This is a genomic window from Echinicola vietnamensis DSM 17526, from assembly GCF_000325705.1.
Lineage (GTDB): Bacteria > Bacteroidota > Bacteroidia > Cytophagales > Cyclobacteriaceae > Echinicola > Echinicola vietnamensis.
In genome coordinates, this window is the sequence record NC_019904.1 from 2,362,833 (window position 1) to 2,380,338 (window position 17,506).

A 17,506-nucleotide genomic window follows, 5' to 3' on the forward strand; every position below is an offset into this window, starting at 1 on the left:
TTTTATATTTGCACCATAAAAGAGTTTAGGACGGTGAATTTTTGAAATGAAGAAAATAGTCATAGCCATTGACGGCTTTTCGGGCTGTGGTAAAAGTAGCACAGCAAAGCAGGTGGCCAAGAAACTAGGCTATACATATATTGATTCTGGGGCCATGTACCGGGCAGCTACGCTGCATTTCATACGTAAGTTCACCGAATTGACAAATCCCAAAGATATCCGTCGGGCGCTGGATAGTATGGAAATTACGTTTCATCAAAACGAATCCAATGACCATCAGGACACCTATTTGAATGGCTTGAATGTCGAAAAGAAAATTCGAAGCATGGAGGTTTCTGAAAAAGTCAGCGAGATCAGTAAGATCAAAGAAGTTCGTCATGAACTGGTGGCCCAGCAACAACGTTTGGGTAAGCATAAGGGAGTCGTGATGGACGGTAGGGATATCGGCACGGTGGTCTTTCCGGAAGCGGAGTTAAAAGTATTTATGACAGCAGATACCAAAATCAGGGCCGAGAGAAGGCAGAAAGAGCTGTTGGAAAAGGGGGAGCTGGTCGAGTTGGATAAGATCATCCATAACTTGGAAGAGCGAGACAGGATAGATTCCAGTCGTTCGGAGAGTCCGCTTAAAAAGGCCGATGACGCCATAGAAATCGACACCAGCTTACTGGAGTTTGAAGCGCAAATCGATCAGATCACGGCTTTGGCCAAAAAGATAATTGAAGAAAAACCATAAGAGATGCAGGTAACGATAGATAAAAACTCGGGCTATTGCTTTGGGGTGGAATTTGCCATCAAAATGGCAGAGGATGAGATGGAAGATGGTGGGCGGCTGTACTGTTTGGGAGATATCGTCCATAATGACATGGAGGTGAAGCGGCTGAGCGATAAGGGGTTGGTGGTGATCGACCGTGATGAGCTCAAAGAGCTGAGCGACTGCAAAGTGCTGATCAGGGCACATGGTGAGCCACCGGAAACCTATAAACTGGCCATCGAAAACAATATTGAATTGATCGATGCCTCTTGTCCCGTGGTGCTGAAACTGCAGCACCGGGTGAAAACCGCTTTTGATAAAATCGAGAAGAAGGACGGGCAAATCGTCATTTATGGCAAAAAGGGGCATGCCGAGGTGATTGGCCTTACCGGCCAAACCATGGAAAAAGCCATTGTGGTGATGGAGGATGAAGACTTGGAGAAGATCGATTTCAGCAAGCCGGTGACTTTGTTCAGCCAAACGACCAAAAGCACCAAAGGTTTTTATGCATTGAAGGCCAAGATTGAAGAAAAGATGGCGGCGGCAAACCAGTCTTTGGAAGAAATTGATTTTACTGCCAATGACTCGATCTGCCGACAGGTGTCCAATAGAGAACCGCAACTGACGCGGTTTGCCAATGAAAATGACGTGATTATTTTCGTTGCGGGCAAAAAAAGTTCCAATGGTAGGGCGCTATACCAAGTTTGTAAGGCCCAAAACCCCCGCAGTTATTTTGTGGAAAATGAAGGAGAGATAGATCCAGATTGGTTTGCAAATGGGGACAAAGTGGGGATTTGCGGTGCTACATCCACCCCTATGTGGCTTATGGAACAAGTGATGGGCTATATTAACTCACTGGACGAGTCCATCACACATGTCTAAATGTGGAGATAAATTCAAAAAAGACCCCATACCGCCTGTAAATATTCGGCCAATTAGCTTCTAATAACTAATGTATTTTATTAGATTTGAGGCGTTTTTCAAAGGACCATATAGTTTCAAATAAAATATGTCAAAACTAGTTAAGCTTAAGAAGGGATTTGATATTAAGCTGGAAGGGAAGGCAGAAAAGAAAACCGAAGCTTTCCCGCCGGCTCAGACCTTCGCGATCAAGCCTACAGACTTTGTAGGTATGCAGCGTCCAAAAGTTACTGTCAAGGAGGGCGATACCGTGAAAGCGGGGACCCCCATTCTCTTTGACAAAAAGCTTGAATCCGTTCTTTATGCAGCTCCCGTTTCAGGAGAGATTGTTGAGATCAAGAGAGGTGAAAAAAGAAAATTGTTGGAGATTAAAATCATGGCTGATAAGGAAATTAGCTATGAGGAATTTAGCAAGTTTTCTGAGTCAGACCTCAAGAGCCTCACAAAAGAGCAAGCTACTGACGCTCTCCTCAAAGGTGGTGTATGGCCACAAATCATCCAGCGCCCTTTCGGTATCGTGGCCAATCCAGAAGACGAGCCTAAGGCAATCTTCATCTCTGGATTTGATTCCCATCCCCTTGCTCCAGATTACGGAGTGCTCCTGAAAGGACAGGAAAAGTACTTCCAAGCTGGATTGAACACCCTCAAAAAACTTACTTCCGGAAAAGTTCACCTTAATTTAGACCAGGATTCTGAGGTTTCTCCTGTGTATGCTGGTGCTCAAGGAGTGGAAGTGAACAAGTTTTCAGGGCCCCACCCTGCAGGCAATGTAGGTGTTCAAATTCACCATTTGGACCCCATTAACAAAGGAGAGGTCGCTTGGACCATCAATCCTTACGGCGTAGTCCAAATAGGAAAACTTCTTTTGGAAGGAATCTATGATGCTTCCAAAGTGGTTGCGATCACTGGTTCGGAAGCCAAAAAAGCAGTGTATGCGAAGACTTACCAAGGAGCGTGTGTCGACAAGCTAGTGGCAGGAAATACCAAGTCTGATCACTTCCGTGTGGTTTCTGGAAATGTTCTTACGGGAGAAAGAATCAACCATGATGGTTATTTGGGGTATTATGATCACCAAATCACCTTGCTTCCTGAAGGCGACTACTATGAGTTTATGGGCTGGGCGAAGCCGACCAGTAGTAAATTGAGCTTCCACCGTGCGCTGGGCTTATTGTCTTTCCTTTCTCCAAACAAGGAATATGTATTGGATACCAACACCAGAGGCGAGGAAAGGGCATTTGTGCAGACCGGGGTTTTCGAGCAGGTCACTCCTATGGATATCTTTCCTATCTATCTCCTGAAAGCCATCATGGCAGAGGATTTTGATGAGATGGAAGAGTTGGGGATTTATGAAATCATAGAGGAAGACTTGGCACTTTGCGAATTTATCGACGTGTCCAAGCATCCCGTTCAAGACATTGTCAGAAAAGGAATAGAACTAATTCAATATAGTTAATCAATATGAAGTTTCTACGTGATCTGTTAGATAAACAGAAGCCACTCTTTCAAAAGGGAGGTAAATTTGAGAATTTATATTACTTGTACGAAGCGGGGGAGACGTTCATGTTTTCTCCAAACCATACAACGGGTATAAAAGGAGCTCAGGTAAAAGATGCCATCGATCTGAAACGTATGATGATCACTGTGGTGGTAGCCCTTTTGCCTTGTCTGCTATTTGGGATTTACAATGTCGGCGAGCAGCACTTCCTAGCAGTAGGAGAGTCCGTTGGCTTTGGTGAAAAATTCCTGTTGGGCTTGAAATTGGTGTTACCAATTGTTATAGTAGCTTATGCAGCAGGGGGGATTGTGGAGGCGATCTTTGCCGTAATCCGTAAGCACCCTATCAACGAAGGTTTCTTGGTAACCGGGATGTTGGTGCCGTTGGTGGTACCTGCTACCATGCCGCTTTGGCAAGTAGCCTTGGCCACTATCTTCGCAGTAGTGATTGCCAAGGAAGTGTTTGGCGGTACTGGAATGAACATCTTAAACGTGGCAATGACCGCGAGGGCGTTCTTGTACTTTGCTTATCCTGCGCAGATATCAGGTGACCAGGTATGGACGTACTTGGGCGAAAAAACTGCCGTAGATGGTTTTTCAGGAGCAACTGCCCTGTCTGTAGCCTACGGCGCCGGTCAAAGCGGAGAAGCTGTGACAAGTGCCTTAGCTACGCATAATGCAGCCATTGGCGATCAGCTGTACAGCTTTGCCAATATGTTCTTTGGCTTTATCCCAGGGTCCATCGGTGAGACCTCTGCTTTGATGTGCCTGATCGGTGCGTTGATCCTTATCGCTACAGGCGTAGGAAGCTGGAAGATCATTGTAAGTGGATTTGCTGGAACTTATATCATGGGATTGATCATGAATGCCTTTGCAGCAAATGAGTTCATGGCGATGCCTGCACACTACCACCTTGTCATGGGAGGCGTGGCTTTCGGTATCGTGTTTATGGCTACAGATCCTGTTTCTGCATCACAGACAGAAAAAGGAAAATGGCTTTATGGCTTGCTGATCGGCTTCTTGACCGTCATCATTCGGGTAACCAACCCCGCATATCCAGAGGGCATTATGTTGGCGGTTCTATTGATGAACGTCTTTGCTCCACTTATTGATTATTATGTTGTAAAAGCAAACAAGAAAAGGAGGTTACAACGTGCAACAGTCTAATACATACATCATTACATTCTCGGTAATTCTTACCGTTGTTCTTGGGTTTTTACTTTCAGGCACGTCTCAGCTGCTGGGACCTATTCAGAAAGAAGCTGTAGCCTTGGATAATAAAAAGCAAATCTTGGGTGCAGTAATGGACGCAGAAAAAATTGCAGCCATGAAGCCCAAGGAGATCAATGAATATTATGAGAATACGATTTCTTCTAAGGTAGTGAATATCAATGGAGAAGAGGTGACAGAGCAGGAAGGTACGCAAGTTATTGCGGAAACGGTAGACGTGGCTAAGAACTATAAGAAACCTGCAGAGGAGCGTCTTTATCCGGTTTACATTTATCATGAAGAGGGAAGCGAAGACAAAGTAGTGGCCTATATCCTTCCGCTTTACGGTGCGGGGCTATGGGATTCCATTTGGGGATATTTGGCCCTCCAAACTGACCTGAACACCATCGAGGGGGTTACCTTTTCCCACGCTGGTGAGACACCGGGGCTTGGAGCGAGGATTACCTCTACTGAGGTTCAGCAGCGGTACCAAGGCAAAGAGATCTTTGGTGACGGAGGAGAGCTGGAAGCTGTAAGCATGCAAAAGGGTGAAGGCAAAGACTATTCCTCTCAACCGCACAAGGTGGATGGCATGTCTGGCGCTACCATTACCGGAGAAGGAGTGAATAAAATGCTTAAAAACTATCTCGGATATTACCAGTCTTACATGGACAAGGTAAAAGGAAAATCCTGATGATTGTTTGCCTTTAAAAATATTGTAGAACGTCTCAACATAATATGATATGAGTACAGAAACAGCAGAAAAGACAGAAATCAAAAAGCCGGCTGAGGCGCTTCTGTCAAAGCGAAGAAAAAAATTAATATCTGATCCATTGGTAGATGATAACCCAATTACCATTCAGGTATTGGGGATTTGTTCTGCACTGGCGGTGACCACACAGATGAAGCCTACCTTGGTAATGGCATTGTCGGTAATTTTCGTGATCGTGATGTCTAACCTGACCATCTCCATCATGAGGAATACCATCCCTACCCGTGTTCGGATTATCGTTCAGTTGGCCGTAGTGGCCACCTTGGTGACGCTGGTAAATGAGATTCTTAAGGCTTTTGCTTATGATATGTACAAAGAGTTGTCCGTATTCGTAGGTTTGATCATTACCAACTGTATCGTAATGGGAAGGCTAGAGGCATTTGCTTTAGGTAATAAACCATATGATTCCGTATTGGATGGATTTGGAAGTGCACTGGGGTATTCTTGGATCATTCTGACAGTAGCTTTCTTTAGAGAATTATGGGGATCAGGTTCCGTATTCGGTATTCCTGTTTTCGATACCGTTTCTTCTTGGTTTGGAGAAGATTTCTCTCTGGCAACAAACGGTCTGATGGTGAGCCCTGTGGGTGCCTTTATCATCTTGGGATTGATCATTTGGGTACAGCGTACCAAGACAGGTTATGTAGAACATTAAAATATTGCTAAGAGATGGAATTATTTAGCTTAGGAATTCGGTCAATCTTTATTGACAATATGGTATTTGCTTACTTCTTGGGAATGTGTTCCTTTTTGGCCGTTTCCAAAAAAGTAAGTACCGCGCTAGGACTTGGTGCTGCTGTAATCTTCGTATTGACCATTACGGTGCCCTTGAACTGGCTTTTAAATGAATTTGTATTGAAGGAAGGGGCGTTGTCTTTTCTAGGAGAGTCTTTTGCCACGATTGATCTCACGTTCTTGAGGTTTATCATGTTTATCGCAATCATCGCCGCGATGGTGCAGCTGGTGGAAATGGTCGTAGAAAAGTTTGCTCCTGCACTTTACGGTGCCTTGGGGATCTTCCTTCCTCTGATCGCTGTAAACTGTGCCATCCTAGGTGGATCACTCTTTATGGCACAAAGAGACTACACGTTGGCTGAAGCCGGTGTTTATGGCTTTGGTTCCGGTACTGGATTTTTCCTTGCCATTGTAGCCCTTGCGGCCATCCGTGAAAAATTGAAATATTCCAATGTCCCTAATGGACTGAAAGGTCTAGGGATTACGATGCTGATTACCGGATTGATGGGAATTGCCTTCATGTCATTTATGGGCATTGACCTGTAATTCAGGTAAACGCATAAAATTTAATAAAAAGCCCTATCTTTTGATAGGGCTTTTTTATTGTTTTCATTAATTCAGGCATTATTTTTATACGTTAATGTTCAGATCAAAACATTAGAACTATGTCATTTACCTCTAAGCGTGTCGTAAACTATTTCTTTAAAGGGTTGCTCTTTGTGGCTCCATTGGCCCTGACGGCATATATCATTTATTATATTGTCCAGTTCTTGGATAACTTGTTGCCAGTACCGGTGCCAGGGCTCGGTATTTTGATCGTTTTTGGATTGATTACATTTATTGGTTACTTGGCCAATATTTTCATTACCAGGCCCATTTTTGAATTGATTGAAAAGTGGCTGTTCCGGATTCCTTTGGTGAATATCCTCTATACCAGCATCAAAGATTTGATGTCTGCCTTCGTAGGCGATAAAAAGAAATTCAATACCCCGGTGATCGTCAAGCTTTCCGAACATGTGAGCCGTCTGGGCTTTATGACCCAAGAGGATTTATCCATGATCGATGAGGAGGAATTAGTGGCCATCTACCTTCCGCACTCTTATAACTTTAGCGGTAATTGCTTCTTGGTTCCTCGGGCAAACGTAAGGATTCTAAAAGGAGCCAATAGCACTGAGGTGATGAAGTTTATTGTTTCAGGGGGTGTTTCTGAATTGAGCGAGCCAAAAAAATAAAAACATTCATGAATTAGGACTTCACAAACGGGAATGAAAGAGGAGTTTATCCGTATAAGTAGAATATTCACATTCACTTATCGGTTATGTCATCACAAATTGAATTCGAACAGGTGATCCAGCGGGGCTGTGGCCTCGATGTTCACCAAAAGACGGTAGTGGCCACAGTCAGTGGCATTGACGTTGAGATTGATACCCGTACCTTCGGGACCTTTACTGCTCAGATCGAGGAGCTTAAAACATGGCTGAATTCCCTTTCCATTACCCACATTGCGATGGAAAGTACCGGAGTTTATTGGAAACCTGTCTACAACATCCTGGAAGAGGATTTTAAGATTATCCTGGTAAATGCCCGGCATATCAAGAATGTTCCCGGTCATAAGACAGATAAGAAAGACAGTGAATGGATTGCCAAATTGCTTCTAAGCGGTCTGTTAAAGGGGAGCTTTGTCCCTACCGAGTGGATAAGAGAGCTACGTGATCTTTGCAGGTATAAACGTAAGCTGATCGCACAGCGGGTCGCCCAACGCAACAGGTTGCATAAAATCCTGGAAGATGCCAATATCAAACTGGCCTCAGTGGCTTCGGATATCTTTGGGGTCACAGGTACGCTCATCATAGATGCCTTGATCCGGAAACAGGATGATCCTGAATACCTGGCCAACCTTGCCAAAGGTTCCTTGCGCAAAAAGATGGCGGACCTCAAACTTTCTCTGCAGGGAAGACTCACCGAACATCACCGGTTCATGCTGGCCACACTCCGTGATTCCATTGATTCGATCAACGCCCAGATCGGGCACATCGAGGCTAGAATTGAGCGTTATGCAGTCGAGCTTCAACAAGAGGTCGATTTACTCCAGACCATACCCGGAATAGGTAAAGAAACCGCCATGAATATCCTGGCCGAGTCAGGCAATGACATGGAGGTTTTTCCTGATCACAAACACCTGGCATCATGGGCAGGTGTCTCCCCGGGCAACAACGAAAGTGCAGGCAAGAAGAAGTCAACCCGCATCACACATGGGAACAAATACTTGAAAACTGCATTGGTCGAAGCTGCTTGGGCCGCATCACACACAAAGGACACCTATTTGGGCCGCAAATATGGGGCAATAGCTGCTCGCCGCGGATCTAAAAAGGCCCTGATTGCCGTAGCTCATAAAATCTTGACCGGACTGTATTACATCCTCAAAAACAAGGAGCCCTACCTAGAGCCTGACGATACAACCTATCAGGAAAAAAGAAAGCAGGCGCAGATTAAGAAATCCTTAGAGCGCCTGCGCGGGCTCGGAGTCCAAGTGGACATCCGTCCCAATTAAGATTAAGTGAAAGTTCGAGCTTTTATTGGTGATTTACAAGTCCCGGAATAAAAACTGAACTCATAGGCCAAGAACAAACGGTTATTGCTTCGAGCATGTAGAAAAAATTTTACTCTCTAACTTGGCCTAACTTAATTTATAGTCCTTTAAAAAACCTTTCAAAGGATAGCAAAACTATGCCCTACCAGTTTTAAAAATGACTGAACAAGCCTATTTTTAGATTTTCTCTTTCAGAAAAAAAGCTCCAGAATGGAGCTTTTTCATTTTGATTTTATACTCATCATTAGATTTGAGCTTCTAGCTTTTGAGCCAGTACTGATTTTGGTACAGCACCAACTTGCTTGTCTACTACCTCACCATTTTTAAAGAAGAGTAGGGTAGGGATACTTCTGATGCCAAACTTAGAGGCTACAGCAGGGTTTGCATCTACATCGACTTTACCTATCACCGCTTTTCCATCGTATTCACCAGCAATTTCTTCGACTACTGGCCCGATCATTTTACAGGGTCCGCACCACTCAGCCCAGAAATCAACTAGGATCGGTTGGTCTGATTTGATGATTTCCTCAAAATTTGCGTCGGTAATTTCAATTGCTTTTGCCATTTTATTATTTGTTTTAAGTTTCAATTTTCCTCAAATATAATATTCTAAAGTATTTTAGGTTTTATTTAGTTCCTTAATGAGGAAAATATTTTATCGAATGCCCTTATACTTGTCGTATTAAAGGATTTTGTATTGTACTTCTGGAATGTCTTCCAGTGCTTTGATCATGTCTTGAGAAGGATCTATCAAAAACTTGGTTGACCTCAAATCCACGGCAATTCTTTCCTTGACATCCGTGACATTGATGTACAATTTCGCTTCTCCTTTATACTTGGAGGTAATGGCTTCAAGCCTTTCCATCAAGTCCAGGGTAAGGTCATCCAAGCTAATGTTTAAGCGAAGGCCCTTGACCATTTTGCCTCGAACTTCATTCAGGAGCATGATGTTGCCTACTTTAAACTCCAGCTCATCAGGATTCCACCGTTTTCCCTGCACACTACCGGTGACATAGAGGAACCATCCCGTCATGAAGTATTCCTTGTACTTGATATAATCCTCACCAAAAAGGAAGAAAGTATGTCCCCCATTGTAATCCTCCAATGTCAGGGTACCAAAAGGATTTCCGTTTTTGGTTGTCCGGTGCGCAAAAGAGGTGACCACTCCAGCTGCTTTTATTTCCCCTTTGGTTTTTAAGGCTTCGGTGTTGGCAAATTCTGACAGTGGTGTGTTGGTAAAGGAATCAAATTCCACCTTGAACTGATCCAGCGGATGACCTGAGATGTAAAGCCCCACAACTTCCTTCTCAATGTTTAGCTGTTGCAATTGGCTAAAAGGCTCTATAGGGGTAATGCTGGGCATGGGGACTTCCATTCCCGATCCTCCTCCAAAGAGGGATACTTGAGAGCTTTCTGCTTCTTGAGCCTTCTTCTGGGCGTATTTTACCGCCTTTTCTATCAGCGTCGCATCATTCTCCGGAGCTTCCAGGTATTGGCGTCTGTGGTGGTCAGGGAAGCAGTCAAACCCACCTGCCATGGCCAGTGATTCTAAAGTCTTTTTGTTGACCGAGCGCAGATTTACCCGTTGAGTAAAATCAAAAATGCTTTTATAGGGGCCGTTTTCTGCTCTTTCTTCGATCACGGAATGTACCGCCGCACCACCAGCCCCCTTGATGGCAGCCAGTCCAAAGCGGATTTGGCCTTCTTGGTTTACTGTAAAGCCATCCTTCGATTCGTTCACATCCGGGCCAAGCACTTCGATTCCCATCCGCTTGCACTCTTCCATGAAGAAGGTCACCTGAGTGATATCATTCATGTTATTGCTCAGGACAGATGCCATGTACTCTGCAGGGTAATGGGCTTTTAGGTAAGCCGTTTGGTAGGCCACCCAGGCATAACAGGTGGAGTGCGATTTGTTAAAGGCATAAGAGGCAAAGGCTTCCCAATCCTTCCAGATTTTTTCGAGCTTGGCTTTGTCATGGCCTTTTTCTGCGGCTTGGTTGACAAATTTCGGCTTCATCTTATCCAGCACGTCACGGAGCTTCTTACCCATGGCTTTCCGCAAGACGTCGGCTTCACCTTTGGTAAATCCCGCGAGTTTTTGAGAAAGCAACATCACCTGTTCCTGGTAAACCGTAATCCCATAGGTCTCTTGGAGGTATTCTTCCATGTCGTCCAGGTCATAGGCAATGGGCTCTAAGCCATGTTTCCTCTTGATAAAACTCGGAATATACTCCAGCGGTCCTGGACGGTAAAGGGCGTTCATGGCGATCAAATCCGCGAAAACCGTGGGCTTTAGCTCACGCATGTATTTCTGCATGCCAGGGGATTCATACTGGAAGATCCCTACCGTTTCTCCACGTTGGAAGAGCTCGTATGTTTCTTTGTCGTCGATAGGGAAGTTCTCAGGATCCAGCTCGATGCCGTGACGTTCCTTCACGATGCGCACGGCATCCTTGATCAGGGTAAGGGTCTTTAAGCCCAAAAAGTCCATTTTCAGTAGGCCGGCATTCTCTACGACGGAGTTGTCAAACTGCGTACAGTACATGTCTGAGTCCTTCGCCAAGGCCACCGGGACAAAATTCGTGATGTCATCCGGGGTGATGATCACCCCACAGGCATGGATGCCGGTATTCCGGACGGAGCCTTCCAGGATCTTGGCCTGATTGATGGTCTTGGAAAGGTCGTCATTACCTTTGGAGATATTGATCAGCTCGTAAGCTTTATCAATGTTCTCCGAATTGTTTTTCAGCTTTTCAGCTAACTTTCCCCGGTCATTTGCCAAGCCAAAAAGTGCTTTGAGCTTTATGTCGGGTACCAGCTTGGCCAGACGGTCTGCATCTGAGAGCGGTAGGTCCAAAGCCCTTGCCGTATCACGAATGGCAGATTTTGCCGCCATGGTACCGTAGGTAATGATCTGAGCCACCTGATTGGCACCGTATTTTTCGATGACATAATCGATGACTTTCTGGCGACCATGATCATCGAAGTCAATATCAATATCGGGAAGGGAAACCCTGTCCGGGTTGAGGAATCTCTCAAAAAGGAGGTCGTAGGCGACTGGGTCCACATTGGTGATGCCGATGCAGTAGGCGACGGCCGAGCCCGCAGCAGATCCCCGGCCTGGCCCTACTGACACACCCATTTCGCGTGCCGCGGTCGTAAAGTCCTGAACGATCAAGAAATACCCTGGATATCCTGTATTCGCAATAATGGAAAGTTCAAAGTCCAGTCGTTCCCTGATTTCCTCTGTGATTTCAGGATACCGCCTTTTGGCTCCTTCGTAGGTGAGGTGTCGCAAATAGGCATTCTCTCCACGCTTCCCGCCATCTTCGTCGTCTTGAGGGTCTTGAAACTGTTCCGGGATGTTGAATTTAGGAAGTAAAACTTCTCTCGCCAGCTTATAGGGCTCTACCTTTTCAATGATTTCATTGGTGCATTCGATGGCTTCGGGCAGGTCCGCAAAGAGCTTTTTCATCTCCTCTGGCGTTTTGATATAGAATTCCTCATTTGGAAAACCATAGCGAAATTCCCTGCCTTTTTTGCCAATATACCTTTTGGGCTTGTCAACTTTCTCTCCGTCCTTTACACAAAGTAGGATATCGTGCGCCTTGGCGTCATTCTTGGTGTTATAATAGGTGTTATTGGCAGCAAAATACTTGACATCGTATTTTTGGGCAAAGCGCAGGAGCACTTCGTTTACTTTTTCTTCTTCAGGAATGCCGTGGCGGTTCAGCTCCACATAAAAATCCTCTCCAAACTGCTCCTTCCACCAAACAAAAGCTTCTTCCGCTTGCGTCTCTCCCACATTCAGGATCAGAAACGGTACCTCACCCCAAAGTCCTCCTGTGGTGGCAATGATGTCCCCTTTGTATTGGACCAACAGTTCCTTGTCTATCCGAGGTACATAATAAAAGCCTTGGGTATAGGCAAATGATGCCAGCTTGGCCAAATTGTGATATCCTGTTTTGTTTTTGGCCAGCAATACAGCTTGGAAACCATCGTCTTTCTGGGACTTGTTCTGATGGTCCCGACAAATGTTAAACTCGCAGCCCACTACTGGCTTGATGTCATTGTCCATGGCTGCTTTTACGAAGTGGAAAGCAGCCATCATGTTGCCATGATCGGTCATGGCAATGGCCGGCATGTTAAATTCCTTTGCCCTTGCGACCATGGCGGGAATCTCAGATGTGGCCTGTAGAATGGAATATTGCGTGTGAACGTGTAAGTGGCTAAAAGGAGTGTCCACTAAATCACTGATGTCCGCTCTTCGGGCCTGCTTGATGATATCTTGAGCCGCCTGCTTTTGCTGGTCTTTGGCTGCAGCAAAGTTGGCAGCATCCAGCTTTGGTGGCTCGTAAATGACTTCCTCTACGGCAATTCCGTCCTCTGGGGGCTGCACCTTGGCCGTGATCAGCCCAAAGAAACATTTGGCCGTGGCATCTACGTCATAGGCAGCATCGTGGGCATCCTCGAAGCCTACACCAAAGAGCTTCTGATGCAGTTCGGTCAAGGTGGGCCATTTGTACTTTCCGCCTTTTCCACCTGGGATCGCACAGAAATCCGTGGAGATGTCCTTGGTATCCAGCTCTTTCTTTTCCAAGAGCTGCATGGGCAAGTCCACGCGTAAAAATTCCGCTCCGCAAACATTGATGTCAAAACCAATATTATGACCGACCAAGTATTGGGCTTTCTCTACATCCTTATGGAAAATCTCCAAGACTTTTTTCAGGTCATGCCCTTCCTTTAATGCCCGGTCAGTAGAGATTCCGTGAACCTTTTCGGCATTGTATGGAATGGTAAAGCCTTCCGGTTTGACAATGTAATTTTGATTTGAAATCAGCTTGCCCCGCTCATCATGCAGCTGCCATGCCAGCTGGACCAGTCGCGGCCAGTTGTCCAGATCGGTGACAGGGGCATTGTAATTTCTGGGTAAACCAGTGGTTTCGGTATCAAAAATAATGTACATATAGATCCTTGGATTTTGGAATTTGGGGAAACTAAATTAAGCTTAATCTTTTGAAACTACCAGAGGGAAGGCGGTAATTGTCGCAGTATTTTAAGGGATGGGTAGAGGGGAATCGTTGAAGCAATAATTTGATTTTTATATTGGCCTTGTAACTGGATATGGTGGTGCCGCTTACCATGAAGATCAAGGCATATAAGGATCATCCTATTTTGGAATGGTCAATAGAAATGGCTTTACCATTGCTACCGTAATGCTGGTGTTCTAAAATGTGTGGCCCCTTTCCAAAGAACGGCTGGTGAATAGCATGGAGAGGATGGATGTGTCACACCTGAGGGGGGGCTAAAAAAGCATACTGGAGTACTAACTTATTGAAAATATGGTTCTAACAGGGTGGGAGCAAATGATATTAACCTAATATAGGTGCGGAATTCAGGTTTTTTAGGTGCGTTTGCCACTCGCTATTCTTTTTTATATACAGGTTTTTTGTTATATTGAAGTGTAAAGTTTTAGACAGATATTTTGTCAGAATCACACCGAAATACAGTTTGTCTTCTCTTCTTTTTAAGAAAACCACAAGATAATTATGGGAAAAACAATTATTGTCTCTAACAGGCTGCCTGTTAGTTTACGGCATAAAAACGGGAAATTTGAATTTAAACCCAGTGCAGGTGGATTGGCCACTGGCTTGGGTTCCATCTATAAGGAAGGAGAGAATATATGGATCGGCTGGCCAGGCAATGACGTGGAAGATCCGGAGCAGCGTGCAGAAATTATCATTGAGCTGCATGAATTGAAAATGGCCCCTGTTTTTTTGACCAGGGAGGACATTGAGCAGTTTTATGAGGGATTTAGCAATGAGACCCTTTGGCCGGCATTTCACTATTTCACCCAAAACATCAATTATGACGAGCACCATTGGGAGGCTTACGTCAGGGTAAACAAGATGTTTTGTGATGCCATCTTGAAGAAAGCGGATCCCGATGATACCATTTGGGTGCATGATTATCAGTTGCTGTTGCTGCCTCAGATGCTTCGGGAGAAATTGCCCAATGCTACCATTGCCTTTTTCCAGCACATTCCTTTTCCTTCGTATGAGGTGGTGAGGATGTTGCCATGGCGCCATGAGATTTTGGCGGGGATGTGTGGGGCGGATTTGATCGGCTTCCATACTTATGATGACATGAGGCACTTTTTGAGTGCCGTGGGACGCATCATGGGCTTGTCCAATGAGAGTGGCTATATCCAAGCTGAAAACCGGCTGATCAATGTGGACAGTTTCCCAATGGGCATTGATTATGATAAGTTTGCCAAGTCGGCAAAATCCAAAAAGACACAGACCATTGCCAAGAAGTTTTTGGAGTTGCTGGGGGATCAGAAGCTGTTGCTTTCTATTGACCGTTTGGATTACTCCAAAGGGATTCCCAAGCGTATCAAGGCCTTCGACCGCTTTTTGGAGGAAAATCCCGAATACCACGGAAAGGTCTCCATGATCATGGTGGTGGTGCCTTCCCGCGACAAGGTGCGGTCTTATCAGCGCCTGAAAGAAGATATCGATACGCTGGTGGGACGCATAAACAGTGATTATTCTACCCTGAACTGGGTGCCGATCCATTATTTCTATAGGAGTTTTCCATTTGAAGAGCTGAGTGCCTTTTATGCCATGTCCGATATTGCCTTGGTAACGCCTTTGCGGGATGGGATGAATTTGGTCTGCAAGGAGTTTGTGGCCAGTAAAGTGAATAAGAAAGGGGTACTGATCCTTTCAGAAATGGCGGGGGCCAGCAAGGAATTGCAGGATGCCATTTTGGTCAATCCAAACAATAACAAAGGGGTGGCAGATGCGATCAAACAAGCCATCACCATGCCTGAAAAAGAACAACAGGCCCGCATTGTGTCCATGCAGGAGACGATTCAGCGCTACGATGTGTTCCAATGGGTAAAAGTCTTTATGGATCGACTACAATATGTCAAGCAGAAACAGTTGGATCTCCAGTCCAAGGAAGTGGATGCAGATGTTATCAGTGAACTACACGAGAACTTTAAAAAGGCGAAAAAGCCAATTTTGTTTTTGGATTATGACGGCACTTTGGTCGGTTTTAAAGGTAAACCTGAAGAAGCAAGTCCAGATGAGGAGCTGAAGAGTTTGGTGAGCAAGCTGACCAAGAAATCCCAAGTGGTGATTATCAGTGGTAGGGACAAGGAAACCTTGGGCAAATGGTTTAAAGGCCAAAAAGTGGACATTATTGCTGAACATGGGGTGTGGTTGAAGATCAATGGTGGTAAGGACTGGGAACTGTATGCGGACATTGATGACCATTGGAAACCGGATATCAAGTCAGTGATGGAGTATTATGTACAGCGTACGCCAGGAGCCCATATCGAAGAAAAACACCATTCCTTGGTTTGGCACTACCGAAAAGTGGAGAGTGGATTGGGTGATCTCAGGATGAGAGAGCTCTTTAGTCACTTGAAGTACATGGCCAGGGGGCATAACCTCCAAGTCCTTGAAGGAAACAAGGTGTTGGAAATCAAGCGACCTGACATCAACAAAGGCCGGGCGGCTTCCGCCTTTATGAAAGGAAATGAATATGATTTTATTTTGGCCATTGGGGACGACTGGACCGATGAGGACACTTTTCAGGCGATGCCAGAAAATGCTTTCAGCATCCGCGTAGGCTACAGCTATACCAAAGCCAATTACAATATCAAAAGTCCGAAAGAGGTGAGGTACTTGTTGAATAAGTTGACTTGATGGTATAGGACATAAAGTCATCTGTATGTAAATTCAATTACCGGCATGTTGACCTGGGAACCGTATCATATTCTCAGGTCAACTTGTTTTTATGTCATACGTTAATTTTTTAGATCACTAATCTTTTAGCCTTAGCTTTATGAAATTCATTGTGATTTTTCTTTTGACGGCCTGTGTTTTTCTTTTTCAATGCCAAAAGGCACCTAAAACGACCTCGGATATACCCGTTATTCACATTGATCATGATGAGAAGAAAGCGGTTCAGCTGGAGGATTTCGCGAGTGATTATGTAGAAATCCCATTAGAATTGACAGATCATAGTATGATTAAATACGTCCAAGATATTACTGTTTCGGATGAGCATCTTTACATTGTCGATATCAAGAATGGAGTTTTGCAGTTTGACCTGGAGGGTAACTTTATTAAAAATATTGGGGAAATAGGAGATAAAGGTCCCGGGACGTATTCCACCCCGACCTCAATTGCGTTTAATGAAGAAGAGCAGGCAATCCTGATGGCAGATATGTTTCGGTTTTCATTGTATAAATTTGATACCGCAGGGAAGTTAATGGCTGCGGTCAAAAAATTGCCTGGCAATCCCTTTCTTATCAAAAATGCTATTGATGGCTATCAGGTAGTGGCAGAGAAGTTTGTCAATGGAGATGATGGTGAATATTTTATTTCAGCGGATATTGTTAGCACTAGTAAAGAATTTGATATTCAAAAAAAGATAAAGGTAGATCATCTAAAATTAAAGGGCTCATCGGGAGCTGTGAGGAGACAGCCCTCCGTGCTATTTTATTCGGCATATGACTCCACAAATTATTTTTATAACCCCATACTTCTTCCTCCTCGTGCATACAGGGGTAAATTCATTCGCGACACGTTGTATCAAGTGGAGAATGATCGTGTTTTGCCAAAAGTGAGGTTTGAATTTTCAAGAGAGGTGTGGGATGGAAAGGAGAAAGTTTATCACCTCCGAAATATCATGGCTTTTGACCATTTTTTCTTAGTCAAATATGAATATCGGAACACACCCTATTTGTTTATTTATGACAGGGATATGAAAGAAGGGTTTGTGGTCAAAGAAGGCTTTAGTGTGCCGGGATATGAAGTGAAATATATGCCACACTCAAAATCCAATGGGCAATTGTATTTGATCGTCCAGCATCCACCCAAACCTGGCGAAATAGAACCTAATCCATCCATAGTTCTTTTTTGATTTGCCTATGATTCTGCCCTTTCCATCTGGGAGCGTACGCTGAAACCCACGTCAGGCTAGTTTATCTGTTGCGGTCTGAAACCGGTTTAAA

13 protein-coding genes are annotated in these 17,506 nt (G+C 44.7%); 11 read left to right on the plus strand and 2 right to left on the minus strand.

What is annotated here, in order from left to right; all coding sequences use genetic code 11:
* Positions 1–46 precede the first annotated feature (46 nt).
* The 9 genes from cmk (at position 47) to ECHVI_RS09875 (ending at position 8,433) form a co-directional block, all read left to right on the plus strand.
* Positions 47–733 carry a (d)CMP kinase gene (gene cmk, locus ECHVI_RS09835; RefSeq protein ID WP_015265824.1) on the plus strand — a complete coding sequence of 229 codons (687 nt, stop codon included), beginning with the start codon at positions 47–49 and terminating at the stop codon, positions 731–733.
* Positions 734–736: 3 nt separating this feature from the next.
* Positions 737–1,633, plus strand: a complete 897-nt coding sequence (locus tag ECHVI_RS09840; RefSeq protein WP_015265825.1) for a 4-hydroxy-3-methylbut-2-enyl diphosphate reductase — start codon at positions 737–739, stop codon at positions 1,631–1,633.
* A 127-nt stretch (positions 1,634–1,760) separates the two neighbouring features.
* Complete coding sequence (locus ECHVI_RS09845) at positions 1,761–3,125, plus strand: Na(+)-translocating NADH-quinone reductase subunit A (protein ID WP_015265826.1); 1,365 nt, start codon at positions 1,761–1,763, stop codon at positions 3,123–3,125.
* 5 nt (positions 3,126–3,130) lie between these two features.
* On the plus strand, positions 3,131–4,333 hold the full coding sequence (locus ECHVI_RS09850; protein WP_015265827.1) for an NADH:ubiquinone reductase (Na(+)-transporting) subunit B: 1,203 nt from the start codon (positions 3,131–3,133) through the stop codon (positions 4,331–4,333).
* A complete protein-coding gene (gene nqrC, locus ECHVI_RS09855) occupies positions 4,320–5,069 on the plus strand; it encodes an NADH:ubiquinone reductase (Na(+)-transporting) subunit C (RefSeq protein WP_015265828.1) in 750 nt (249 codons plus the stop codon). Before ECHVI_RS09850 ends, nqrC begins: the two co-directional genes overlap by 14 nt.
* 49 nt (positions 5,070–5,118) lie before the next feature.
* Positions 5,119–5,802 (plus strand): NADH:ubiquinone reductase (Na(+)-transporting) subunit D, encoded by a 684-nt coding sequence (locus tag ECHVI_RS09860; RefSeq protein ID WP_015265829.1) that lies wholly within the window; start codon positions 5,119–5,121, stop codon positions 5,800–5,802.
* A gap of 14 nt (positions 5,803–5,816) precedes the next feature.
* The gene (gene nqrE, locus ECHVI_RS09865; protein WP_015265830.1) at positions 5,817–6,428 is read left to right on the plus strand and encodes an NADH:ubiquinone reductase (Na(+)-transporting) subunit E; all 612 of its coding nucleotides are present in this window, start codon (positions 5,817–5,819) and stop codon (positions 6,426–6,428) included.
* A gap of 119 nt (positions 6,429–6,547) precedes the next feature.
* Entirely contained in the window at positions 6,548–7,114 is a 567-nt protein-coding gene (locus ECHVI_RS09870) for a DUF502 domain-containing protein (RefSeq protein WP_015265831.1), read from the plus strand.
* 86 nt (positions 7,115–7,200) lie between these two features.
* The gene (locus ECHVI_RS09875; protein ID WP_015264485.1) at positions 7,201–8,433 is read left to right on the plus strand and encodes an IS110 family RNA-guided transposase; all 1,233 of its coding nucleotides are present in this window, start codon (positions 7,201–7,203) and stop codon (positions 8,431–8,433) included.
* A 283-nt stretch (positions 8,434–8,716) separates the two neighbouring features.
* Here ECHVI_RS09875 and trxA read toward each other — a convergent pair whose 3' ends face one another.
* Together trxA and dnaE are read right to left on the minus strand one after the other, a co-directional pair.
* Entirely contained in the window at positions 8,717–9,037 is a 321-nt protein-coding gene (gene trxA, locus ECHVI_RS09880) for a thioredoxin (RefSeq protein WP_015265832.1), read from the minus strand.
* A 117-nt stretch (positions 9,038–9,154) separates the two neighbouring features.
* Complete coding sequence (dnaE, locus tag ECHVI_RS09885) at positions 9,155–13,441, minus strand: DNA polymerase III subunit alpha (RefSeq protein ID WP_015265833.1); 4,287 nt, start codon at positions 13,439–13,441, stop codon at positions 9,155–9,157.
* Between the two features lie 583 nt (positions 13,442–14,024).
* Here dnaE and ECHVI_RS09890 point away from each other — a divergent pair.
* Both ECHVI_RS09890 and ECHVI_RS09895 read left to right on the plus strand, forming a co-directional pair.
* On the plus strand, positions 14,025–16,193 hold the full coding sequence (locus tag ECHVI_RS09890; protein ID WP_015265834.1) for a bifunctional alpha,alpha-trehalose-phosphate synthase (UDP-forming)/trehalose-phosphatase: 2,169 nt from the start codon (positions 14,025–14,027) through the stop codon (positions 16,191–16,193).
* 139 nt (positions 16,194–16,332) lie between these two features.
* Entirely contained in the window at positions 16,333–17,415 is a 1,083-nt protein-coding gene (locus ECHVI_RS09895; protein ID WP_015265835.1) for a 6-bladed beta-propeller, read from the plus strand.
* Positions 17,416–17,506 lie beyond the last annotated feature (91 nt).